Here is a 23,094-nt window from a genome sequence, read left to right on the forward strand (position 1 = left end):
AGGCTCCTTACTGCATAATCCGATGCACCGAATAGACATCTTTCACACGTTTGATCCGTTCTACAACGGATTGCAGATGATCCGTATTACGAATCAGAATTGTGACGTGCACCAATGCTAATTTATTTTTATCTGTCCGTCCTGTAACGGCAGATATATTGGTTTTACTTTCAGATACAGCCTGAAGTACCTCGTTGAGCAAGCCATTCCGATCATGACCTGTAATCTCAATATCCACACTGTAACTCGCTTCAATATTCTCTTCCCACTCGACCTCAATAACACGTGCTGCTTCTTCTCCGTCTGCACTTGTCGGGATATTCGGACAGTCACTACGGTGTACGGAAACGCCGCGTCCGCGTGTAACGTATCCGATAATGTCATCCCCAGGTACAGGATTACAGCATCGTGCGAATCGAACAAGCAGATTATCGATGCCTTTGACACGAATACCGTTGGTTGGTCGATTTCTGCGCTCGGGCGCAGGTTTCAGCTCGCGCATCGCGGAATTTAATTCCAGCAAACTGGACTCTTCCTGCTCTTTACGCAGTTTTTCGGTTGCTTTGGTTACAATCTGTGCAGCAGTAATCCCACCGAATCCAACAGCCGCAAGCATGTCATCAATATCGTTAAACGCATATTTTTTGGCAGCTTCCATCAACTTGTCATCCGTCATCCACGCAGAAGGATCAAGCCCCATACGTTTCAGTTCACGCTCACAGCTCTCCCGACCTTTTTCAACGTTTTCTTCACGACGTTCCTTCTTGAACCATTGCTTGATCTTCGCTCGTGCATGAGAAGATTTCGCAATTTTCATCCAGTCCTGGCTCGGTCCGTAAGAATGTTTGGACGTCAAAATTTCGATGATATCACCTGTCTTCAGATGATAATCGAGCGGAACAATCCGACCGTTTACTTTGGCACCAATGGTCCGATTACCAACCTCCGTATGGATTCGATAAGCAAAATCCAAAGGAACAGAGCCGATTGGCAATTCGATGACTTCTCCTTTTGGCGTAAATACAAATACCAGATCCGAGAAGAAATCCATTTTGAGTGACTCTACGAATTCTGATGCATCCTGTGCTTCGTTTTGAAGTTCAAGAATTTCACGGAAGAACGTAATCTTGTCTTCAAAATGATTTCCGTTCGCAGCGCCTTCTTTGTAGGCCCAGTGAGCAGCAATACCAAATTCAGCAGTCCGGTGCATATCCCATGTCCGGATCTGTACTTCTGTTGGTTCGCCATTGGGACCAACTACCGTTGTATGCAGCGATTGATACATATTCGCCTTTGGCATCGCAATGTAGTCTTTGAAGCGTCCAGGCATCGGTTTCCATAGCGTGTGTATAATTCCCAAGGTAGCATAACAATCCTTGATATTATCCACAATAATACGAATGGCAAGCAGATCATAAATTTCGTTAAACTGCTTGTTTTTGGTGGTCATTTTCTTGAACACGCTGTAGATATGTTTCGGGCGTCCCGAAAGGTCTGCCTGAATTCCCATCTCATCCAGCTTGTTCGTAATTCCATCCATAACCGTATCAATATATTGCTCACGTTCTGCACGTTTTTTGTGCATCAGGTTTGCAATTCGGTAATACTGCTGCGGATTCAAATAACGGAGGGCGATGTCCTCCATTTCCCATTTGATTGCAGAGATACCCAAACGGTTTGCAATCGGACAGAAAATTTCCAGCGTTTCATATGAAATCCGGCGCTGGCTTTCTTCCGACTGAAACTTGAGTGTCCTCATATTATGCAGACGGTCAGCCAATTTAATCACGATGACACGGATGTCCTGCGCCATGGCGATGAACATTTTGCGGTAGTTCTCGTTCTGCTGTTCTTCCTTGGAGCGAAACTGAATACGTTCCAGCTTCGTCAAGCCGTCAACAAGCATGGCACACGTATTGCCGAAATGATTGCGGATCTCTTCAAGTGAGACCGTAGTATCCTCTACTACATCATGAAGAAGCGCTGCTATTATGGAGATGGTGTCCATCTGCATGTTCACAACAATGTCGGCAACCGCAAGCGGATGCAGAATATACGGTTCTCCCGATTTTCGCGTCTGTCCATGGTGGGCCTGATCAGCAAATTCGTAAGCTTCTCGTATGCGCACCAGATCGGGTTCTTTGATATATGCCCCGGCCTTCTCGAGTAATTGCTCTATGCCCATTCTGATCTGTTCCGTGTCCTTTCTATACCAAATGGAACCCGTGACAGTGCTGCAACACAGGTTCCCCGTAAAAGTAATTTCCTATAATTATGACGCTTCGCCCGTTTCCCGTCAACTGCTGACGAATAAGAGCGCTTATCCAATTTTTATATTGGTGATCTGAATTACTTCTATCCCATTTCCCTATGACTCACAGGGGATTGGATGTATTTCTTATTTCTTATGTATTATTGCCGTTATTTGCTGAAATAGAAGGAAAATTCATGAAAATATAAATTCCATCGCTCTGCTACGTCAAAAATGTTATTGCTTAATTAAGAGAAACTCTGTAATCTATTGAAAGTTTGTGTTTCGGAAAAGGAGATGAAATTCATTGCAACGCGAAATTCAGGTTAATCAAAAGATGCCACTTGGCTCAGGTTCACTGCTTAGCCTTCAGCATTTGTTCGCCATGTTTGGCAGCACGGTGCTTGTACCAAACCTGTTCGGTGTTGATCCAAGTATGATCCTGCTGATGAACGGAATTGGAACACTGTTGTACATACTGATGTGTAAAGGAAAGATTCCAGCATATCTCGGATCAAGCTTTGCCTTTATTGCACCTGTCACAATGGTATTAAAACAACATCCTGAGAATGGCTACTCCATGGCACTTGGAGCTTTTATCATAACAGGACTTGTTTTCTGTTTCGTGGCCCTCATTATTAAATTTGCGGGTACCGGATGGATTAACGTAGTCTTCCCACCAGCGGTTATGGGCGCCATCGTTGCTCTGATCGGACTGGAGCTTGTACCCGTGGCTGCCGGAATGGCAGGATTGATTAACTCTGATCCTGTTGCTAACCCGAACTGGGTGCCGCAGGCCAAACCCATTATTTTATCCATGGCCACGCTTGGTATCACTGTCATTGGGGCCGTAACGTTCCGTGGATTCCCCAAAATCATTCATATTCTAATCGGTATTGTAGTCGGTTATATCCTTGGCTATTCTATGGGTCTGGTTGATAAACAGGCTATTGGAAACGCTGATTTCTTCTCACTACCAACCGTAACAACGCCTACATTTGACTGGTCCGTTATTTTCACTATTTTACCTGTAGCGCTTGTGGTTATCGTTGAACATATTGGACATTTGCTTGTAACGAGCAGCATTGTAGGCAAAGATCTTTCGAAAGACCCTGGGCTTCATCGTTCCCTGCTTGGTAATGGGGTCTCCACCATTCTGTCCGGGTTTGTAGGATCAACTCCCAATACAACCTATGGTGAGAACATCGGTGTTATGGCCCTGACTCGCGTATATTCCACATATGTCATTGGAGGCGCAGCAGTCATTGCAATCGTACTCTCCTTCTCAGGAACATTCTCGGCACTTGTAGCTAACATTCCTGTGCCTGTTATGGGTGGTGTATCCCTGCTTCTGTTCGGGGTTATTGCAGCATCTGGTCTGCGTATTCTGGTTGAACAGAAAGTCGATTTTGCCAAACCGACCAATCTGCTGCTTACTACACTTGTATTGGTCATCGGACTAAGTGGTACAGAAGTTACCTTCTACGGCGTTCATCTGAAAGGGATGGCACTGGCAACCATCGTCGGAATCCTGATGAGCTTGTTGTTCAAACTGTTTGAAGTGCTGGGTTGGTTGAATGATGATTCAAAAAAACAGCCTATTACTGAAAAAACGCCACATTAATTTCATCGTATATACATCAAAAGCCTGTTCTTTCCAACCCTAACGGATGGAGAGAACAGGCTTTTTCGCAATCATTAATGCTGTATATTATTTCCCGGGAAAAGGGAAAAGCAATTCAGGTTTTAATCACAACACTCCAAGTGGAGATTTTAAACTTAGTAGTTCATCAATGTGAATACATCGATTTTCTCTGGCAATTTAGCACGACCATTCAGATCAGACAGCTCGATCAGGAATGCAGCACCGACAACGTTCCCACCCAATTGTTCAATCAAATTGATGGAAGTTGCAATCGTTCCACCCGTTGCGAGCAGATCATCTGCGATCAGGACATTTTGACCTTTTTCAATCGCATCTGTGTGCATCGCGAGTGTATCCTTGCCATACTCGAGATCATAACCAACTTCAATCGTCTCTCCAGGCAGTTTTCCACTTTTGCGAATCGGAGCAAAACCGACACCAAGAGCGTATGCCAGAGGGGCGCCCACAACGAAACCACGTGCTTCAGGTCCAGCAATGACGTCAATTTTGAGATCAGAAACCATCACTTTCAGTTCATTGATCGCCTTGCGGTACATTTCTCCATCTTTCAACAATGTTGTAATGTCCTTAAAGCTGATTCCCGGTTGTGGAAAGTCAGGAATGACACGAATATAATCTTTAAAATCCAAAATAATCTCCTCCTAAAATAAATACACAAACTTCCATCTAAGATACGCCCTTCATCCGGGATATCATCCATTGTGTCAGTTGCGGTGTGGCTGCATCCAGCATCACCTGTTCTATCTCGGCCATATTTTCGATCGCCTGATAGTGACGTGAAGCGGTTAGTTCACGCTTAGGCGGGTTATCCACAAACGCAATTTTGCCGTTATCACGGGTAATGAAGGATAACTCTTCGAATACATCCAACATCATCGTAATCATGCGCGGCGAACAACCACACTGACGACTGAGCACAGGAGTAATCTCTTGTTCCTCCACGGGTTCAGCTTTCCATTTCAACACCTGCATATAAATACGCTTAAAGAGTTCTCTGGAAGGCATTTGAAGGCGATCTCGGCGGTTGCCTGATCCGTGCAGAAGGATGATATTCTCAGCTCCACTGAACAAAGCCAGCATGGCATTAAGTTGTTCCGGGGTTTCCGGCGTATCAAACACAAATAACGTCCGGACTTGTTCCTGTCCATAATGCTGTGCAGCAGCATTACACGGAAATAACCCGACCTTTCTATCATATACCCAAAGGCAAGGTTCATACAATGAATTTCCCTCGGAAACATCTGTTTCTTTCCGAACAATAGCACCAACAGAACCAGATTTATATCGCAGATGCACCTCAAGTGAGCTCAAGAAATGTTTCATCGCATTTAATGGCTCGGCATTACCGCGCAAATCAAACACTTGGACCTGAGGAACATGAATGTCCTGAAGCATCAATTGAGGTTTTCTCATCCCATTCCATTCATTGATGGACAGTTCTCCCATCACATCAATAACGGAACCTGGGAGAAGAAACTCTGCCAACGCTCCCTTGCCAAAAGCGACGGTTTCCAGTTGCTGACCATCCTGTTCCAGAACCAGTTTCAGATGGCGTTTCTCTCGTCCCATTGTTCTGGTTTCCTTCACAGTCACACTTCTCAATACAAACCGTGGCGAAGGATTGCTCATCCCAAAAGGCTGCAATCTGTCGATCTCCTGGATCACTTTCAGCGGAACATCACTGATTCTGCATTCATCATCCGCAAGACGTTGAGGTACAAAGTCCTCTTCAGTTAATACGGATGCAGCAAACTCATTCAAACCAGCCTCAAGTTCTTCCAGCTGATCCCGATGCAAGGTCATACCTGCTGCTGCAGGGTGTCCCCCGTAATGGTCCATAGTGTGTTTATTGACTGTGAGTGCCTGATAGATATCCAAGCCCTCAATGGAGCGAGCAGAGCCCTTGCAGACACCGCTCTCTGGATCGATCCCAAGGATAAGTGTAGGTCGGTAATAACGTTCCAGCAATTTGGAAGCCACAATACCAACCACTCCAACGTTCCAGCCCTCACCAGCCAATACGATTACATCTGGAACGGATCCTGAACGAAGCTGTATCTTTTGTTCCAACTGTGCCGTTGCTTCTTGTAATATGCCCTCTACGACTTGCTGTCGCTCCCGATTCAATAGATCAAGCTGGCCCGCAAGCGTATGAGCTTCATCCAGATTCTCGGTGGTGAGAAGCGATACCGCTCTCCCGGCATGATCCAAACGTCCACTGGCATTAATACGAGGTGCCATGGCAAAGGCAATATTAATCGAAGTCACCTGACTCTGATCCACACCACTGATTTCCAGCAATGCACTTACACCGGGAAGACGTGAACCACGCATCGATTCTATTCCATAACTGACGATAACCCGGTTCTCCCCTTCCAAAGGCATCAGATCAGCAACGGTGCCGATGGCGGCAATCTCCATCCATTCACCGGGCACTTCCCCGATTAATGCCTGAGCGAGCTTCAAGGCTACTCCCGCTCCTGCCAAACCTTTAAAAGGATAAGGGCATCCCGGAAGTTTTGGATTAATAAGTGTAAAGGCTTCGGGCAAAATTTCAGGTGGCTCGTGGTGATCTGTCACAATGACTTCGATGCCCAGTGTTGCCGCATAGGCAATCTGTTCAACAGCACTGATTCCGGTGTCCACGGTAATAATCAATGAAACGCCTTGTTGATGGGCCCAATCCAACGCATGGTTGTGCAATCCATACCCTTCATTCGAGCGATGAGGGATATATATATCGTACGAAGCCCCAAGATGACGCATCAAATGGATCATGAGCGATGTGCTGGATACGCCATCAGCGTCATAATCCCCGTAGATTAAAATATGTTCTTCCCGCTCCAATGCCAGCTTGATACGTGGCACAGCTTCATTCATGCCGAGGAGCAGATAGGGATCATGCATCTGATTCAGATCAGGATGCAAAAAACGTTCGGCCTCCTTCTCATTGTGCACTCCTCGACTCACAAGCAAACGTCCAACAAGGGGTGAAACGGAAAGCGCCTGCGAGAGTCCCGCAGCCGCCTCCAAATCGATATTCGGTGTATTCCACCGGTATTGCGAATAAAGCAATGATAACGCTCCTTTCCTGATCTACTGGACCCGCGCTTCACTACTGAATTAATGTCGCTTCGTGATCGGGCAGTTCATGATTGGATTTATAGGGATAACCTGGATCATAAGGTATCGCTTGAATCTGTACTTCTTTCACATGACTGAACCGGGTGAGCAGTAATGTCTTGGCCCGATTAGCAATCTCCTGTGCTTCCAGTATTGAGATTCTCGGGTTCACACTAATGACCAGCTCAATCGTAACGTCATGTTCCTGTTCACGTGCAACCAAATGCTCAATGGTAATGATGCCATATACCCGCTGTACGGTCTCTTTGAAATCGGACGCTTCTTCCTGCTCCAGCTCCTGAACGAGTGAACCATAGACTGTGTCCACAATCATTCGGTAACCCTTGTGAAGAACAAAACAGGAAGCAATCAACGCAGCCGTGGGGTCCAGGTAGAGCAGCATGCTCAAACCCGTCTCTTCACCAGCCATCGAACCGACAATACCGATTAATACGATGAGCGAGCAATAGAGTGCACGGCGATGTTGCTGTGCATAGGCCAGCGCCTGAGACTGGTTTCGTTTACGGAAATATCTGTACTGAAATTGAAAAATCGCTTCTTTCACAGCCAGAGCCGCAACAGCCACCAAAAGTACTGACTTGCCAGGTGCTTCCGGTTCACTTCCGGAGAGGCTACCCAATGCAGAGATGGCAAGCTGCAATCCACCCATGAGGATCAGGACAGATAACAATACTGAAATTCCCGGTCTGGCAACACGTGAATGTTCTCTAAACCGTTCCCTGCGAGCCTTGCTCTTATCGCGTACAGACTTGGAGGGAAAGAGACCAGCCAGGGCAGAACCAGCTTCAGAAGCAGAATACAAGCCGTCAGCGAGCAATGATTTGCTGTTTGCCATATAACCGACTCCCGCTTTGATCACCGCAAGTCCCATATTACCGGCAATACCGCTCCATGTGGCAGCCTGAGCAGATGGGATATGTTCTCTGGTCATGAATATTCCCCCTTAATTCTGTACATAAAGTTGCAAAACCGCGCCTGGCAGACGCGGCTTCACAATAAGATGTTTAGTTAGATTCTTTAGCTACTGTTTTTGGCTTATCCACTTGTTTACCTTTGAGCATCAGCCATAGTGGAGCGGCGATATAGATTGAAGAATATGCACCGAACAGTGTTCCGATAACCATCGCAAGTGAGAACATGCGAATGGATTCTCCACCAAATATGAACAAACAGATTGAAGCTGCAAACACCGTGAATGTTGTATTCAGGGAACGTGTCATCGTTTGAGCCAAACTGCGATTGACTACCTCGCGTAGGTCGGCTTTGGTTGTCTTTTTGGCAAAACGCAGATTCTCACGAATCCGGTCAAAGATAACGATCGTATCGTTGATCGAGAACCCGACAATGGTCAATACTGCAGTAATAAAGGTCAGATCGACTTCCAAACGGAAGATAGAGAACACACTTATTACGACAAATGCGTCATGGAAGAGTGCGATAACCGCAGCCAAACCAAAGCGCCACTCAAACCGGATTGCAACATAGATCATGATCCCGATACTTGCAATGAGTACCGCGTAGATCGCGTTGCGCTCCAATTCTTTGGCCATCTCCGGATCAACGGTATTTACTTCATAGGAAGCCGATGCATCCAGTTTGGTAAATTCCTGTTTAAATTTGCTCTCTTGGGTCTCATCCAATTCATTGGAGAAACGAACATTTACACGGTCAGCCCCCGGTGTAATGGTAACATCACCCTCATCAACACCGATGTCCTTAACGATAGGTTTAATCTGCTCCGCTGTGATTGCTTTGGATACCGAGATATCCACATTCGATCCAGCACGGAAATCAACCGCATAATTCAAACCCAAAGCCAGAATGCTGATGATCCCCGTAATCGTCAGAATAATCGAGAAGATATAGGCAATCTTACTACCTTTAACATAATCAAAATTCCAATTAAAGCGCACGAATTTCACTCTCCTTCACTCCGAAGTACTTAGGCTTCTTCAACACGTTACCCCGTACAAGCAGGGTCAACAGGAAGCGGGAGAAGAAAATATTCGTGATAATACTGGTGACAATATCAAAAATCAGCACGAGTGCAAAACCTTTAACCGCACCTGTTCCCAAGAAGAACATAACAGCCGCAGCAATAATGGTTGTGATGTTGGAGTCAATGATTGTTCGGAAGGAATGTTTACCACCCGCTTTAACCGAAGACAAGATCGACTTACCACTGCGCATCTCTTCTTTAATCCGTTCGTACGTGATGATATTGGCATCCACCGCCATCCCTATACCCAGGATAAACGCCGCAATACCTGGAAGGGTAAGCACGAATTCTCCTAAATAGAAGATTGCAAGTACCAGCCACGTATGTGTGATCAAGGCAAAACTCGCGATTATACCAGGAATGCGATAAAGCCCAATCATGAACACTAGAATAATAACGGAACCAATCAATCCTGCTTTAATGGTCTGATCCAGAGAAAGCTTACCAAGTGTTGCACCAACACTTTGTGAATACTTCTCTGTAAGTTTCAGTGGCAATGCACCCAAGTTAATGGTGTCACGAAGCTGGTTTGCTTCGTCACGTGTGTAAGCACCCGAAATCTGAGCGGAACCATCTGTCAACTGTTGTCTAACGGTTGGAGCAGATAGAAGCTCATCGTCCAAATAAATCGCGAGAGGTTGTCCGATCAAACGTTTGGTAATCTCGGAAAATTTGGCTTTATCTTTCACTTGAATGTCAATCATCGGCTCATTCAATTGAGTGAACACAACTTTGGCTGCATTCTCAACAAATTCATTTCCGCGAAGCTCAATTTTGGTGTATTCGCCTTCCTTGTCGTTCTCAGCTTTACTACGGAAGGTCAAAACAGCCGGCTCTTTCATTTTGGCTCTAACTTCAGCCTCATCCGTAACCCCTGCCAACTTCAATCGAATCCGGTTGCTTCCTTCAGTGGTTACCTCCGGTTCGCTTGTTCCGAGCGCATTGGCGCGGCTTTCAAGACTTTTGGCCGTTTGCACCAAAGATGCTTTGGTGACTTGTTGACCTGCTTCGAGCGGCTCTGCTTCATATAAGATCTCGTAGCCTCCCTTTAAATCAAGGCCCAAGCGTATATTTTTGAGCAGTTCCGGGCTTGTTCCCACCATTACCCCTGTGGTGACAAGCACGACCAGAATGAAACTGATAATTCTTTTCATGCCGTTCCTAGATCCCCTTTCGTTCTCAATATTCCTATTATAGCGATGCCGTAAAAAGCAGTCAATTTTCAACAAAAAAGATCCCTTTCGTCTAGAAAGAGGACCCCCGGTATGCAGACACGGTCATAAAGTTCATAAAGCTTGTTGCTTTCAGTGACAAAATGTCGTTCACCAGCTGGTGAAGCGGTGGAATGCCCTGTTTTTCATATTTATGACTGACGCAATTCCAGACATCTTTGCTGGTGACATATTCGTAACCGACAAGCCTTAATTCCTCCGCTTTGCTACGGCAGAGCATCTCTATTGACTGTTCCAACTCCACATCATTCATTTCTTCCAACGGGGAGCCTCCCTTCGTACATCCAAGCCTTTATGCGGCATCAATATTACATGATTCGACTTCGCCTGATCATATTCCTTCTTGCTGAATATGGTTCTTTTTGTTAATCGTGTCCAAGTTGTCATGAGAAGATAAAGGACTAGCATAGGATGAAGAACAACGGCTTTGTCCCGTTTATGTTGATAGCCTGTACTTTCAACCGGGAAAGAGGGGTAGTCTTGAAGAAACAGACATTTATCCAGGGGGCCATGATCCTGCTCGCGGCAGGCATAATTAATCGAATACTTGGTTTCATCCCGCGCATTGCGCTGCCACGAGTCATCGGTGCAGAAGGTGTTGGCATCTACCAATTGAGCTATCCCTTTTTTATCGTACTGGTGACATTAATTACGGGTGGTATTCCGCTCGCCGTAGCCAAGCTCGTAGCCGAAGCTGATACCGGTGCCAATCGTTATTCCCCCCAGCGAATCCTGCAAGTAAGCTTAAGCTTTACGTTGACCCTGGGTGTTGTATTCATGTTTTTGTGCATCCTGTTTGCACCCTGGGTTACCAAGTACGTGCTCACAGATGAGCGGGTATACCATACGTTCGTTAGTATGAGCCCCATGATTGCCATTATCGCCGTATCAGCCGTCTACAGAGGGTATTTCCAAGGTAAGCAAAACATGATGCCTACTGCCATTTCATCCATTGTTGAAACCATCATTCGTATCGTCTGTGTCATTTGGTTTGCCTGGCTTCTCCTCCCCCACGGTATTGCCCAAGCTGCTGCTGGTGCCATGCTGGGAGCGCTCGTTGGAGAATTCGGCGGTATGCTTGTACTCTTGTGGAAGTATAACAGGCAGAAGAAAGAATTACCGCTCGCTATGCAACAGAACATGTCCAATCTCACAACCAAACCTTCAGCCAAACCTTTAAACCCAATACCTTCAGTTCTGAAAGAGGCGGGTACTCCACAGCCCGGATTAATCCGGCGTTTGCTTGCAATCTCTATTCCTGTTACAGCAGGCCGATTGGTTGGCTCCTTATCCTATCTGGCCGAAACCATCGTTACTGCCCAGAGTCTGGCTCTGGCAGGCATATCCAAAGGGCTCGCTACAGCACAATATGGTGCATTACAAGGTATGATTATTCCTCTGCTGCTGCTGCCGGGGGCACTAACCTCATCGCTCGCGACATCACTTGTGCCTTCACTGTCCGAAGCTTCTGCTCAGGGAGATCGCACACTGATTCACAAAAGAATGCATCAGGCCTTACGTTTGGCACTTGTGACAGGTGCTCCGTTTTCCGTGTTTATGTATGTGCTTGCCGAACCGATGTGTCTTGTTCTGTATAATGATGCATCGATCGGAAGCATGCTGAAACTAATGGCTCCCTTTGCTTTGTTCATTTATATTCAAGCTCCTCTTCAAGCTGCATTACAAGCTCTTGACCGTCCGGGTAAAGCATTGCTAAATACGTTTATCGGTGCTGTTATCAAAATCACGTTGATTTTAACGCTTGCTTCCCAGCCTGAATATGGCATCTTCGGTGCAGTCATCGCCATCTGTGTGAATTCTACGGTAGTTACCCTGTTACATGCCCAAAGCGTACGTAGCCTGCTACAGTTCCGCTTCAAAATTTTGGATTGGGTCAAGACGGGTGCAGGAATGTTTATCATGGGAGCGGCGACCCTACTCGTATACGAAGAGACTGCCATGATATTGCCTTTTTGGGTGAGGATGCTTCTCGCTCCTTTTGTCGGGCTTATCGTGTATTTCATCGTCATGGGCTGGACGAAAATGATTGACTTTCATGATCTGTCCCGTGCTCCTTTGATTGGTTCATGGTTCAAGCGCCGCTCAGGCAAATGATTTTCATTTTTTATCATCTTTTGGACTGACATATATCTTCCCATTGTGGTCAATGGAACATATAAATACATCCTTGAAATCCAGAATTCCGTTATGTTGAATTTGATTTTTCAGCCAAAATCTCGTTTTCTGGATGATCTCCAGATTCTGATCCTGGACCTTTCCGTCCATAATTAAGGGGAGTGGCAGACCTTCATATTTGATATTTGGAAATCCGTCAATCTGGTTTTTTCCTGTTTTGGATTTACTGGAAGAAGAATCTTCTGAGTCAGAACCGGAAGAATTGCTGTCGTTAGAAGTATTCTCATCCTTGGGAAAAACGGTCAGCTTGCCTGTGGTCTCCAAAATAGCGAAATCAACCTCACCGATACTATCTACATTCTGTTCACGGAGTTGTTGCAATAGATCATCCAGATTATATCGTTGCTTCCGCATCTCATCTCGGTGAAGAACGCCTTTGGAGATCAAAACAGTAGGTTTGCCATCAATCATCAGGCGAAGACGCCGACTTTTAAGACCTATAAAGGCCATTCCGATCTGTACAATGATCAAGGTAAGCATGGGGGCAATCCCATAAGAGAGTGGTTTATCAATATCTTCAATGACAAAAGCAGCCATTTCAGCAAGCATAATGGACACGACAAGATCAAACATGGATAGCTTACCAATCTCACGTTTACCCATAACCCTCATTGCACAGTACACCAGAAAGTACATGAGAATGGTTCGAAAGATATGTGATCCGACATCTGGGAAGTTCACAACAGGGGTCCTCCTTCGAAACTGAGTTTTTAACAGTTAGCTGGGTAGTGCAATCCCTATTTTGACCTGAACCTTACATGCTCATGCAGAAATAATCCGTTCATTTAATGGAAAACAGTTCATAAGTCCGAAGGCTTGACCATACACTGTATTAACTTATAACTTGTACAAGGGGGTTGCTTCATGCAATTGATCCGCCGCTTGGTTTCGTTTCGAGTGTCCAATCCGATTCTGTCAGGCCTCTGTCAGGCTTTTGTATGGATGTTTATCGGGGCATTTATTCTCTCCTTGTTTCTCTGGATGAGCGGAATGCGGGAACAGGACCTCTCGTTGTATACCTATGTTGTTCATGGCTTGTCATTATTGGTTGGTGGTTTTGTGGCAGGCAAACGTTCAGGTGAAAAAGGATGGTACTACGGAGGGATTACCGGAATCGTATATGGACTCCTTGTGCTGTTGATCGGATTTCTCGCGCTGGATGCTTCGTTTAATTGGAAGGATAGTTTACAACTGCTTAGCGCGTTCTTCATTTCAGCTCTCGGTGGCATGTTCGGTGTTAATACGCATCGCTCCTAACTGACTCGTAAAGAACACCGACCTTCCCTCATAAATCAAAAAAGAGAACCGGGTCTCCAAGGAGATCCGGTTCTCTACTAGGGAATACGCCACAAACGCACCCTCGTTATTCTATGTTACAGTAACTATTCAACAGCTGTATCACGAGCTACAGCCGTGCTGATTGCATTACGATCAAATGTAAGCTTAGTTACATCGTTTACACGCAATACAACCACATCGTCCGTAATCTCAGCGATCGTACCGTGAAGGCCACCAATCGTTACAATTTTATCGCCCTTTTTCAATTGGCTCAGCATGGAATTCCGTTGCTTTTGCTTTTTGTTCTGTGGACGAATCATCAAGAAGTAGAAAATCGCAACCATGAGTACCAAAGGTACAATCAATGATACGATTCCACCTCCTTGCGCTCCTGCTAGAGTCATTCCCTGAAACATTCAAACTCCCCCTTATCGACTATACATACAGATATTGCTTGTTACGCCGGTTTCCTTAGAACCTCATTCAGAAACCTTTGTCATTGTCATGAAGACCATATTGATCGAAAAATTCATCCCGGAAATCAAGCAAACGATCTTCCATAATGGCTTTACGTACATTACGCATCAAATTCTGCAAGAAATGAAGATTATGGATCGTTGTCAAACGCAGGCCAAATGTTTCATCTGCTTTGATCAAATGACGCAGATAAGCTCTGGAATAGTTGCGACAAGTGTAGCAATCACATTCAGGGTCAAGTGGCCCAAAATCAGTTGCAAACTTGGCATTACGAACTACCAGACGTCCTTGGCTGGTCATCGTTGTTCCGTTACGGGCAATCCGAGTTGGCAGAACACAGTCGAACATGTCCACTCCACGAATTGATCCCTCAATCAACGCATCGGGCGAACCTACCCCCATCAAATAACGTGGTTTATTGGACGGCAACAAAGGTAACGTATAATCCAGTACACCATACATCAAATGTTTCGGTTCTCCAACACTCAGTCCACCAATAGCATACCCCGGGAAATCCATGGAAGTCAAATCTGCGGCGCTCTGACGGCGAAGATCTTCATGCATGCCTCCCTGTACGATGGCAAACAGACCTTGGTCATGCGGACGAGCGTGACTTTCGAGACAACGTTCTGCCCAGCGGCTTGTTCTTTCGAGTGATTTTTTTACATATTCATATTCAGCCGGATACGGTGGGCATTCATCAAAAGCCATCATAATATCGGAGCCAAGTGCATTCTGGATTTCCATCGCCACCTCAGGAGAAAGGAACTTTTTGTCTCCATTCAGATGAGAACGGAAGTTAACGCCTTCTTCCGTAATTTTGCGCATCTCGCTAAGAGAAAACACTTGGAATCCGCCGCTGTCCGTCAGGATTGGACGATCCCAGTTCATGAATTTGTGCAATCCGCCAGCTTCACGGATGATTTCATGTCCTGGTCTCAGAAACAGGTGATAGGTATTACTCAAAATAATCTGAGCATCCATTTCTTTCAATTCTTCAGGGCTCATTGTTTTGACAGTCGCCTGTGTACCTACAGGCATAAAGGTTGGTGTCTCAATAACACCGTGAGGTGTATGTACACGTCCCAGACGTGCACCGGATTGTTTGCAAGTTTTGATATGTTCATACGTAATTGCTGCCATTGGTTTTAATCATCCTCTAAAAGTTAATCGTTATACCGTTATACTAATATATCAACATGGCATCGCCGAAGCTGAAGAACCGGTATTTCTCTTGGATGGCTTCCTCATATGCCTGCATAATATGTTCCCTGCCTGCTAGTGCACTAACCAACATAACCAACGTGGATTTCGGGAGATGAAAATTCGTAAGCATCCCATCGATCACTTTGAAGGAATAGCCCGGATAGATGAAAATGCTGGTCCATCCGCTGCTCGCTTGCAGTATTCCATTTTCAAATTTGCTGCCTACCGTTTCCAAAGTCCGGCAGCTCGTTGTCCCAACCGCAAAAACACGGTGTCCATTCTCTTTGGTCTGGTTAATCAGATCTGCCGTTTCTTGTGACAAGGAGTAATACTCCTCATGCATAACATGATCTTCAACAACATCAACCGACATTGGTCTGAATGTTCCTAGTCCTACATGAAGCGTAATGAAGGCGACATTTACGCCCTTGGCTCGAATCTGATCCAACAAATCATCCGTAAAGTGCAGTCCCGCTGTAGGTGCAGCCGCCGACCCTTCATGCTTGGCATACACGGTCTGGTACCGTTCGCGGTCATCCAATGTCTCTTTGATATAAGGTGGCAACGGCATCTCACCAAGACGATCCAGAATCTCTTGGAAGATTCCATCATACGTAAACGTAAGTGTACGTGCCCCCATCTCGCCCTCTTCTTCAATGATTGCCTTCAATTCATCACCAAATACGATGACTGAACCGGCTTTCAGCTTTTTACCCGGCTTAACCAGTGCTTCCCACTTGTCGCCTTCCACATTTTTGAGCAATAACACTTCCGCTTTTGCTCCGGTATCTTCCTTTGTACCGAACAGACGGGCTGGTAGAACACGTGTATCATTCAGAATCAATGTATCACCGGGATTCAGAAAATCGATAATATCAGGAAACGTTTGATGATTAATCTCACCACTATCTTTGTTCAAGGTGAGCAAACGCGATGCCGTGCGATCAAGCAACGGCGTCTGTGCTATCAATTGCTCTGGTAATTCAAAATCATATAAGTTCACATTCATTTTAGTTTCATTCCTTAACAATAGTCGCATTTTGATAATAGTGTTTCAATATTGTCTGGTAATCATACCCTTCATCTGCCATGCCTTTGGCTCCCCATTGGGACAAGCCCAATCCGTGGCCATTGCCCTGACCGATGAACATGTAGGTCTGACCCTGTGTCACCGCTCTCGCTTGACCATCACCACTCATAACTACAAGTGCATTACCGGATGATGTTCCTGCGCCAGAAGAAGACAATACAGAGGCACCATTTGAGCCGGTTTTACTGGCTGTTTTGCCGTTAGCGCCTAATACAGTATAACTTCCGGTCCCTGCAATATCAAATAAAGTGCTCGGTAATCCACCGAGCGCAGAGCGGTATGTATCGGCATATTTCACCGTCATAGCCTGTCCATTGGCAGTGACTTCAAGTGCTCTTCCGGAAGGTCCACGCTTGGTTACTTCCAAGGTTGAGATTGAAGCAGGAACAGACGCTGTCGTTTTACCCTGAAGGGATTTAACCAACTGGGCAGACGTAAAAGGTCCTCTCACCCAAGCATAGTCGTTGGATTGAGCCACTTTTGCCAGCACAACAGCTTCGTTGCCTGGATTCATTTTGGCTACAGGTTCAACAGTGGATTGAATTAACGGAATGGCACGCACATTGGTATTCTGAGCCGTTACCGTCACTTTTGCCAGTCCCGCATTGGTCTTGGTCGTTAATTCTTTGATGTTATCCTCACGAATGTACCCGCTAACGCCTGAACTGAGCAGCACATGGTACCACGTATGTAATCCTGCCTGGGCTGATGTATCCCCCGAGCTAACTACATTAGTGAAAACACCTGCTCCACCGTTCCATACCTCAGAAGGATGAGCCGTCTGGCCGCCCGCATTGGAGGAGAACACAGCTTCGATGATTTTACCACCGCTCTTGACCACTTCTCCCGCAGTTGCATCCACTGCGCTGGTTACTTTATCGTTCTCCGAACCAATCCCGTTATAGGCTTGGCTGAGCGTTGTATCCACGACATTGGCAATTTTGAAACGTTCACCCTGTTGAAGCGCGTAGGATCGAGCAGCTACGGCTTGAACTTTCAGAGCTTCAGCAGGCCAGGAGGAATACACCTCTGCCCCTACGACAGAGTACAGGTATTGCTCCAGTGGAACGACGTTTACCAACGCAAGATCACCACTTACGATGCTAATTTCCATATCTCCACGATACGTTCGCTGAGAACGTTCCACTACTTTGATCCCATTGCCATTCCCTTGTACTAATGCTTTGGATTCAGTACCTGCAATAGTGTAATGCGGAGCTGTTTTGAGTGCATCCGTACTTAATCCTGCATCCTGGCGGATGATGAGCCCTGCACTATTGTTGACAGGTGAAAGGCTTACCCCCGGAGCTTTGGCTTCCACACTGTTCTTCAATACAGATAATTCCGCATCTGTTGAAGCTTCACCCACCCATACCGCATATGCTTGACTTCCTCCACTCAGTTGAAGGACGGGATAAGCACTGCTAACTCCTGTTGATAAAAGGTTGGCTTGTGCTGCCTCTGCTTCCTGAATCGAGCCATAGGTTCCAGCAGACAGGCGTTTACTTCCCGTTACAGCTGGCTTTTGACCAGCCAATTGAGCTGCTGCTACCTTTTGTACTCGTGTAACAGCTTGTCCAGCCAGTGCCTCCGTTGCATAGTTACCTGTGTAGAGCTGGTAGCTGGCATTTCCATTCACAGACGTTGTAAACAGCAACGGCTTATCCGCGGTTGCCTGCAACAATTTTGCTGCTGCAGATGCTGCCTTAAAGTCTGCTGTTTCCAACACCTTTACTCGGAATCCATCTGCACTGAAACGGACTTGTCCTGCCGGAAGGCTTACATTTGCGCCACTCTCCGATTGGATGCTCCATTGTCCCGTCGATTCAAGCGTAATGAGTGGTGTAGTTGATTTATACGTACTGCCCAGATTCGCAAACATGGCTACCCGGATCGTCTGTCCATCATTTCCTGCTGCATATGCAGGCACTTGCAGACAACCCACTGTCAAAAGAGCTGCCGCCAGTACCTTCAATCGACGACTCCACTTCTTCGTTCGTATTGCTTTTCCCACAATCAGACTCCTCTCCATGCATTTCTTTCATTTTATATCGGATTAACACGTGATTATTTCAATGTTTATGGTTAACGTTAAAATGAGCATGTTCAACAGATTCGATTATTTCCCATCTCTTGGTGGAACAGGAAGACCCAAATGATGATAGGCGAGATCTGTTACGATCCTGCCCCTTGGTGTACGCTGAATCATACCAATCTGAAGCAGATACGGTTCATAAACATCCTCGATCGTCTGACTTTCTTCACCGATTGTAGCAGCAATGGTATCCAATCCTACGGGACCTCCCCGGAAGCTGTTGATCATCGATTTGAGCATCTTATGGTCAATGTCATCCAAGCCACGTGGATCGATCTGGAGACGTTGCAGCGCTTCTTCCGCCAGTGTCTGCGTTATAATCCCATCACCACGTACCTGTGCAAAGTCGCGTACTCGTTTTAACAAACGGTTGGCGATCCTTGGTGTCCCACGTGAGCGTAATGCAATCTCTTCAGCAGCATCTCCCACAATCTCCACACCCAAAATTTCTGTGGATCGTGAGACGATGTAAGCCAGCTCATCAACCGTGTAGAATTCCAATCGACTGATAACACCAAATCGATCTCGAAGTGGAGCAGACAGCAAGCCAGCACGCGTTGTAGCCCCAATCAGAGTGAATGGTGGCAGATCCAGCCGAACGGAACGTGCACTTGGACCTTTACCAATCATAATATCCAATGCCGAATCTTCCATAGCGGGGTACATGACTTCTTCAACCGTACGATGCAAACGATGAATCTCATCAATAAACAAGACATCGCCTTCCTGCAGATTGGTTAACAATGCTGCAAGATCACCCGGGCGTTCAATGGCCGGGCCTGACGTAGTTCGTAAATTAACGCCCAATTCGTTGGCAATAATATTGGCAAGTGTTGTTTTACCAAGTCCAGGTGGTCCATATAACAAAACGTGATCCAATGCCTCATTACGAAATTTAGCAGCTTCAATATATATCTTTAAATTTTCCTTCACCTGATTCTGCCCGATATATTCATTCAGATACCGGGGACGAAGACTCAACTCAACATTTTGGTCCTCCATCATCAGGTTCGCGGAAATAATCCGATCATCCATGTTCATCCCTACCTTTTTTTGCAGGCTACAGCTATATTATAATATGCAATTTGTATTATCCCGTAAACAGCATTTGCAGCGCCTTTTTCATCAACACATCAACGGAATCTGCTGTAGTAACATCCTTTTTCAATTTGAGCCATACTTTATCAAGCTCACTGTCAGTATACCCAAGTGCCTTGAGACCTTCACGTGCCTCATCCCAGGCTGAACCACTTCCCGACTCTTCCGATGGAGGAGCGAACAAACCTGTTGCATACGCTGCCGCGCCAAAACTATCCAGCTTATCCTTGAGATCCAGGATCATGCGTTGTGCAGTCTTCTTGCCGATGCCCGGCAATTTGGTCAAGAACGTAAGATTCTCCTGATAAATCGCCGTAACCACATGTTCTGGTGTACCTCCAGCGAGTATGCCCAGTGCCACTTTTGGACCGATACCAGATACTTCAATCAGTTTACGAAACAAACGCTGTTCATCCCGTGTCACAAACCCAAACAGCAACATCGCATCCTCACGCACATGATGGTGAGTGTACACGGTAATTTCGCCTTCTTGCTTCGCAAACGCAAATGGATTTGGACAGAATACGCGATACCCTACACCATGAACATCCAGCACAATATAATCATTCTCTACATGAATGAACTGTCCTCTTAGAAAATCAATCATTTTCGCAATACCTCATTCAACTTGGAATTTAATGTATAAGAGTGTGCGTGGCACACGGCTACAGCCAATGCATCCGCTACGTCATCCGGCTTAGGAACGACCTGAAGACGCAAGAACATTTTGACCATCTCCTGTACTTGCTTCTTCTCTGCTTTACCGTATCCAACAACAGCCTGCTTGATCTGCATTGGCGTATATTCTGCAATAGGCAAACCCTTCTGTGCGGCAGCGAGTACCATGACGCCTCTAGCCTGACTGACAGACATCGCTGTTGTAACGTTCCGATTGAAAAAAAGTTTCTCCAGCGCTACTGCGTCCGGTTTGTATTTATCAATCAATTGCACCATACCTTCATATACGTGAAGCAACCGTTCCTCTTCAGGGGTATGAGCTTCCGTCTGAATACATCCATATTGTACGGGTACCACCTTACTGCCGATTTTATCCACAAAACCAAAACCAACAATCGCAATCCCCGGGTCAATTCCCAAAAAACGCAAAACCATCTCTCCCTCACAAAAGCGAACATATGTATCGTTCATTTCATTATAACAAAAGATAGACCCTGCGGCAGGAAAAACTTTGTCTAACTGATTACTCGTCTTTATTCGTGGATTTTTTACATGTTTATTCGTATTTTCATCTATTTCAATTCAAACGACAAAAAGGACATCTCTTCGATGTCCTTCACCACATTCCACGTATTTTAGATTCTATCGCTTGGTTACGTAAACCACCAATGTTATTGCTATTGCCACCATCGTTTCAGTACTTCACAATCTTAATACTGTAGGTGAAGACGTTTGGATTAACCGCCATTGCGGATTAAATGATGGTCTTCATCCACGGCATAGTCACTGAACGTAGAGATCACGCTATCATATTCATCCTTGTCCTGAATCCGAATACCCTGCTGCAATTGCTCCAACACCCCTTCAGGCAAAGAACTTTCCAACGTCCCAACATCCAATTGAAAGAACGTACGAATAACCTTCTCTTCTCCAGGCTTACCCTCGTACAAATTAAGGTTCCCTACAGCATCTATGCTGATATAAGCCTGCTGTTTACAAAGCGGTGAAAGGTCATCTACACGTTGCTTCAAATGTAACTCATCTGATGTTCCAACGGTAGCATCCCATTCCGGATGTTGAGCCAGAAGCATCTTCAACTGCGGTCTAGCCATCTTGCCTAACTGCTCTGTCTCCACTCCGCAGATGTACTGTGTCTCCAAAACCACACTCGTTAAATGATCCGGATCAGAATCAAGTTGCTCTACTAACGCCTGAATCTCCTGTTCAGATCTTGCTTCCTGCGTAACAGGGCCCATCACACTCGTTGCCTCACTAAAATTAGTTGTCAGCAAACGCTCTATCGCCGATGAGATAGACAACCCGCTGTAAGCCAATATCGTAACTGCAAGCAGAGCCGCCGTCATCCATACTGTTCGTTTCCACCGTCTCCAGCGTCTCTTGAATTGTTTTCTGAAGTTAAACGTGTTCACATGAACCCCTTCTATCACTTTTTAAACCTATTGTGACCTAAAGATTGAGGCTTTATGCACAACTAACTTGTTGTCTGAAGAAGGAACACGCATGTGTTAGCTTAAAGAATTTGTCATAGTTAATATCGAACCTGCATTTATAGAATCTTATATAGATAAATATAAAAAAAACACTATCTAATTATAGATAGTGTTTTTAGAGATCGGGATGACACGATTTGAACATGCGACCCCCTGGTCCCAAACCAGGTGCTCTACCAAGCTGAGCTACATCCCGTTATATATACCGGCGAGAGGACTCGAACCTCCACGGTTTCCCACTCGATTTTGAGTCGAGCGCGTCTGCCATTCCGCCACGCCGGCAAATTTGAAGTTATAATGGCGCGCCCTGAGAGATTCGAACTCCCGGCCTTTTGATTCGTAGTCAAACGCTCTATCCAGCTGAGCTAAGGGCGCAAATATTGGAGCGGAAGACGGGAATCGAACCCGCGACCCTCGCCTTGGCAAGGCGATGCTCTACCGCTGAGCCACTTCCGCATACGGTATTAATAAATATAAAAATGGCGGAACCGACGGGATTCGAACCCGCGATCTCCTGCGTGACAGGCAGGCATGTTAGGCCAACTACACCACGGTTCCAGATCACTTTCTCAAAGGAAAGTATAATTGCGGGGGCAGGATTTGAACCTGCGGCCTTCGGGTTATGAGCCCGACGAGCTACCGGGCTGCTCCACCCCGCGTCGTTATAAAGTTATATGGTGGAGGCTGAGGGGATCGAACCCCCGACCCTCTGCTTGTAAGGCAGATGCTCTCCCAGCTGAGCTAAGCCTCCATATTATGACCCGTAGGGGATTCGAACCCCTGTTACCTCCGTGAAAGGGAGGTGTCTTAACCCCTTGACCAACGGGCCTTACTGGCTCCCCGAACAGGGCTCGAACCTGTGACAACTCGATTAACAGTCGAGTGCTCTACCAACTGAGCTATCAGGGAATATATGCATTTGCAGTGCAAATGCAATTCATCGTACAACATCAACATGCGGAGCCTGTTTTCTATGTATGATGAAAGAGTTCGCTTGGCGGCGTCCTACTCTCCCAGGACCCTGCGGTCCAAGTACCATCGGCGCTAGAGGGCTTAACGGTCGTGTTCGGGATGGGTACGTGTGGAACCCCTCCGCCATCGCCACCAAACGCGTAGCTTACATTTCAGAGATCGTTCTCTGAAAACTAGATTCGAAACGAAACACGCGAATTA

The 23,094-nt window shown here is 46.1% G+C and carries 19 protein-coding genes, 9 tRNA genes and 1 rRNA gene; 3 read left to right on the plus strand and 26 right to left on the minus strand.

What is annotated here, in order from left to right; genetic code table 11:
* Positions 1 to 7: 7 nt before the first annotated feature.
* The gene (locus BS614_RS27085; protein WP_074096226.1) at positions 8 to 2,185 is read right to left on the minus strand and encodes a RelA/SpoT family protein; all 2,178 of its coding nucleotides are present in this window, start codon (positions 2,183 to 2,185) and stop codon (positions 8 to 10) included.
* A gap of 373 nt (positions 2,186 to 2,558) precedes the next feature.
* Between BS614_RS27085 and uraA the strand changes: the two genes are divergently transcribed.
* Positions 2,559 to 3,875: a uracil permease gene (gene uraA / locus BS614_RS27090; RefSeq protein WP_074096227.1), complete on the plus strand. Its 1,317-nt coding sequence runs from the start codon at positions 2,559 to 2,561 to the stop codon at positions 3,873 to 3,875.
* 155 nt (positions 3,876 to 4,030) lie between these two features.
* Here uraA and BS614_RS27095 read toward each other — a convergent pair whose 3' ends face one another.
* From BS614_RS27095 to BS614_RS27120, 6 genes are all read right to left on the minus strand, one after another.
* On the minus strand, positions 4,031 to 4,546 hold the full coding sequence (locus BS614_RS27095; RefSeq protein ID WP_047844084.1) for an adenine phosphoribosyltransferase: 516 nt from the start codon (positions 4,544 to 4,546) through the stop codon (positions 4,031 to 4,033).
* A gap of 37 nt (positions 4,547 to 4,583) precedes the next feature.
* The gene (gene recJ, locus BS614_RS27100; RefSeq protein WP_074096228.1) at positions 4,584 to 6,992 is read right to left on the minus strand and encodes a single-stranded-DNA-specific exonuclease RecJ; all 2,409 of its coding nucleotides are present in this window, start codon (positions 6,990 to 6,992) and stop codon (positions 4,584 to 4,586) included.
* Positions 6,993 to 7,032: 40 nt separating this feature from the next.
* The gene (locus BS614_RS27105) at positions 7,033 to 7,992 is read right to left on the minus strand and encodes a cation diffusion facilitator family transporter (protein WP_074096229.1); all 960 of its coding nucleotides are present in this window, start codon (positions 7,990 to 7,992) and stop codon (positions 7,033 to 7,035) included.
* A gap of 73 nt (positions 7,993 to 8,065) precedes the next feature.
* A complete protein-coding gene (secF, locus tag BS614_RS27110; protein ID WP_074096230.1) occupies positions 8,066 to 8,974 on the minus strand; it encodes a protein translocase subunit SecF in 909 nt (302 codons plus the stop codon).
* A complete protein-coding gene (gene secD / locus BS614_RS27115; RefSeq protein WP_051447453.1) occupies positions 8,964 to 10,214 on the minus strand; it encodes a protein translocase subunit SecD in 1,251 nt (416 codons plus the stop codon). The genes secF and secD overlap by 11 nt, the downstream gene beginning before the upstream one ends.
* A gap of 91 nt (positions 10,215 to 10,305) precedes the next feature.
* A complete protein-coding gene (locus tag BS614_RS27120; RefSeq protein WP_036617497.1) occupies positions 10,306 to 10,545 on the minus strand; it encodes a post-transcriptional regulator in 240 nt (79 codons plus the stop codon).
* 227 nt (positions 10,546 to 10,772) lie between these two features.
* On the opposite strand from BS614_RS27120, the gene spoVB reads away from it, so the two are divergent.
* Positions 10,773 to 12,407, plus strand: coding sequence for a stage V sporulation protein B (gene spoVB / locus BS614_RS27125; protein ID WP_074096231.1), 1,635 nt, complete (start codon positions 10,773 to 10,775; stop codon positions 12,405 to 12,407).
* 3 nt (positions 12,408 to 12,410) lie between these two features.
* On the opposite strand, the gene BS614_RS27130 is transcribed toward spoVB, so the two are convergent.
* Positions 12,411 to 13,124, minus strand: a complete 714-nt coding sequence (locus tag BS614_RS27130; protein WP_074097011.1) for a YetF domain-containing protein — start codon at positions 13,122 to 13,124, stop codon at positions 12,411 to 12,413.
* A gap of 228 nt (positions 13,125 to 13,352) precedes the next feature.
* On the opposite strand from BS614_RS27130, the gene BS614_RS27135 reads away from it, so the two are divergent.
* The gene (locus BS614_RS27135; RefSeq protein ID WP_036616878.1) at positions 13,353 to 13,745 is read left to right on the plus strand and encodes a TIGR04086 family membrane protein; all 393 of its coding nucleotides are present in this window, start codon (positions 13,353 to 13,355) and stop codon (positions 13,743 to 13,745) included.
* A 125-nt stretch (positions 13,746 to 13,870) separates the two neighbouring features.
* Here the strand turns inward: BS614_RS27135 and yajC are convergent, their stop codons facing one another.
* From yajC to rrf, 18 genes are all read right to left on the minus strand, one after another.
* On the minus strand, positions 13,871 to 14,182 hold the full coding sequence (yajC, locus tag BS614_RS27140) for a preprotein translocase subunit YajC (protein ID WP_074096232.1): 312 nt from the start codon (positions 14,180 to 14,182) through the stop codon (positions 13,871 to 13,873).
* A gap of 67 nt (positions 14,183 to 14,249) precedes the next feature.
* Positions 14,250 to 15,386, minus strand: coding sequence for a tRNA guanosine(34) transglycosylase Tgt (gene tgt / locus BS614_RS27145; protein WP_074096233.1), 1,137 nt, complete (start codon positions 15,384 to 15,386; stop codon positions 14,250 to 14,252).
* Positions 15,387 to 15,429: 43 nt separating this feature from the next.
* Entirely contained in the window at positions 15,430 to 16,458 is a 1,029-nt protein-coding gene (gene queA / locus BS614_RS27150; RefSeq protein WP_074096234.1) for a tRNA preQ1(34) S-adenosylmethionine ribosyltransferase-isomerase QueA, read from the minus strand.
* 7 nt (positions 16,459 to 16,465) lie between these two features.
* Positions 16,466 to 18,553 (minus strand): SpoIID/LytB domain-containing protein, encoded by a 2,088-nt coding sequence (locus tag BS614_RS27155; RefSeq protein ID WP_157116219.1) that lies wholly within the window; start codon positions 18,551 to 18,553, stop codon positions 16,466 to 16,468.
* A gap of 105 nt (positions 18,554 to 18,658) precedes the next feature.
* Positions 18,659 to 19,669, minus strand: coding sequence for a Holliday junction branch migration DNA helicase RuvB (gene ruvB, locus BS614_RS27160; protein ID WP_017686767.1), 1,011 nt, complete (start codon positions 19,667 to 19,669; stop codon positions 18,659 to 18,661).
* Between the two features lie 55 nt (positions 19,670 to 19,724).
* Positions 19,725 to 20,339: a Holliday junction branch migration protein RuvA gene (gene ruvA, locus BS614_RS27165; RefSeq protein ID WP_036616866.1), complete on the minus strand. Its 615-nt coding sequence runs from the start codon at positions 20,337 to 20,339 to the stop codon at positions 19,725 to 19,727.
* On the minus strand, positions 20,336 to 20,839 hold the full coding sequence (ruvC, locus tag BS614_RS27170; protein WP_017686765.1) for a crossover junction endodeoxyribonuclease RuvC: 504 nt from the start codon (positions 20,837 to 20,839) through the stop codon (positions 20,336 to 20,338). The genes ruvA and ruvC overlap by 4 nt, the downstream gene beginning before the upstream one ends.
* Before the next feature lie 308 nt (positions 20,840 to 21,147).
* Positions 21,148 to 21,840, minus strand: a complete 693-nt coding sequence (locus BS614_RS27175; RefSeq protein ID WP_074096236.1) for a BofC C-terminal domain-containing protein — start codon at positions 21,838 to 21,840, stop codon at positions 21,148 to 21,150.
* A gap of 203 nt (positions 21,841 to 22,043) precedes the next feature.
* A tRNA-Pro gene (locus tag BS614_RS27180) sits at positions 22,044 to 22,117 on the minus strand.
* Between the two features lie 7 nt (positions 22,118 to 22,124).
* Positions 22,125 to 22,203, minus strand: a tRNA-Leu gene (locus BS614_RS27185).
* 16 nt (positions 22,204 to 22,219) lie between these two features.
* A tRNA-Arg gene (locus tag BS614_RS27190) sits at positions 22,220 to 22,296 on the minus strand.
* 6 nt (positions 22,297 to 22,302) lie between these two features.
* Positions 22,303 to 22,377, minus strand: a tRNA-Gly gene (locus tag BS614_RS27195).
* A 24-nt stretch (positions 22,378 to 22,401) separates the two neighbouring features.
* Positions 22,402 to 22,479 (minus strand) — tRNA-Asp (locus BS614_RS27200).
* 27 nt (positions 22,480 to 22,506) lie between these two features.
* Positions 22,507 to 22,580, minus strand: a tRNA-Met gene (locus BS614_RS27205).
* A gap of 16 nt (positions 22,581 to 22,596) precedes the next feature.
* A tRNA-Val gene (locus BS614_RS27210) sits at positions 22,597 to 22,672 on the minus strand.
* A 6-nt stretch (positions 22,673 to 22,678) separates the two neighbouring features.
* Positions 22,679 to 22,750: transfer RNA gene (locus tag BS614_RS27215), tRNA-Glu, on the minus strand.
* A 4-nt stretch (positions 22,751 to 22,754) separates the two neighbouring features.
* Positions 22,755 to 22,830, minus strand: a tRNA-Asn gene (locus BS614_RS27220).
* A gap of 83 nt (positions 22,831 to 22,913) precedes the next feature.
* Positions 22,914 to 23,030: ribosomal RNA gene (rrf, locus tag BS614_RS27225) — 5S ribosomal RNA — on the minus strand.
* Positions 23,031 to 23,094 lie beyond the last annotated feature (64 nt).

It is taken from the genome of Paenibacillus xylanexedens, from assembly GCF_001908275.1.
Lineage (GTDB): Bacteria > Bacillota > Bacilli > Paenibacillales > Paenibacillaceae > Paenibacillus > Paenibacillus xylanexedens_A.

Coding starts and splice junctions, on each gene's coding strand:
- BS614_RS27120 (WP_036617497.1), bottom strand. CDS start 10,545: ATGAATGATGTGGAGTTGGAACAGTCAATAGAGATGCTCTGCCGTAGC.
- secD (WP_051447453.1), bottom strand. CDS start 10,214: ATGAAAAGAATTATCAGTTTCATTCTGGTCGTGCTTGTCACCACAGGG.
- ruvB (WP_017686767.1), bottom strand. CDS start 19,669: ATGGATGATCGGATTATTTCCGCGAACCTGATGATGGAGGACCAAAAT.
- yajC (WP_074096232.1), bottom strand. CDS start 14,182: ATGTTTCAGGGAATGACTCTAGCAGGAGCGCAAGGAGGTGGAATCGTA.
- queA (WP_074096234.1), bottom strand. CDS start 16,458: ATGAATGTGAACTTATATGATTTTGAATTACCAGAGCAATTGATAGCA.
- BS614_RS27105 (WP_074096229.1), bottom strand. CDS start 7,992: ATGACCAGAGAACATATCCCATCTGCTCAGGCTGCCACATGGAGCGGT.
- BS614_RS27085 (WP_074096226.1), bottom strand. CDS start 2,185: ATGGGCATAGAGCAATTACTCGAGAAGGCCGGGGCATATATCAAAGAA.
- ruvA (WP_036616866.1), bottom strand. CDS start 20,339: ATGATTGATTTTCTAAGAGGACAGTTCATTCATGTAGAGAATGATTAT.
- BS614_RS27130 (WP_074097011.1), bottom strand. CDS start 13,124: ATGTACTTTCTGGTGTACTGTGCAATGAGGGTTATGGGTAAACGTGAG.
- tgt (WP_074096233.1), bottom strand. CDS start 15,386: ATGGCAGCAATTACGTATGAACATATCAAAACTTGCAAACAATCCGGT.
- BS614_RS27135 (WP_036616878.1), top strand. CDS start 13,353: ATGCAATTGATCCGCCGCTTGGTTTCGTTTCGAGTGTCCAATCCGATT.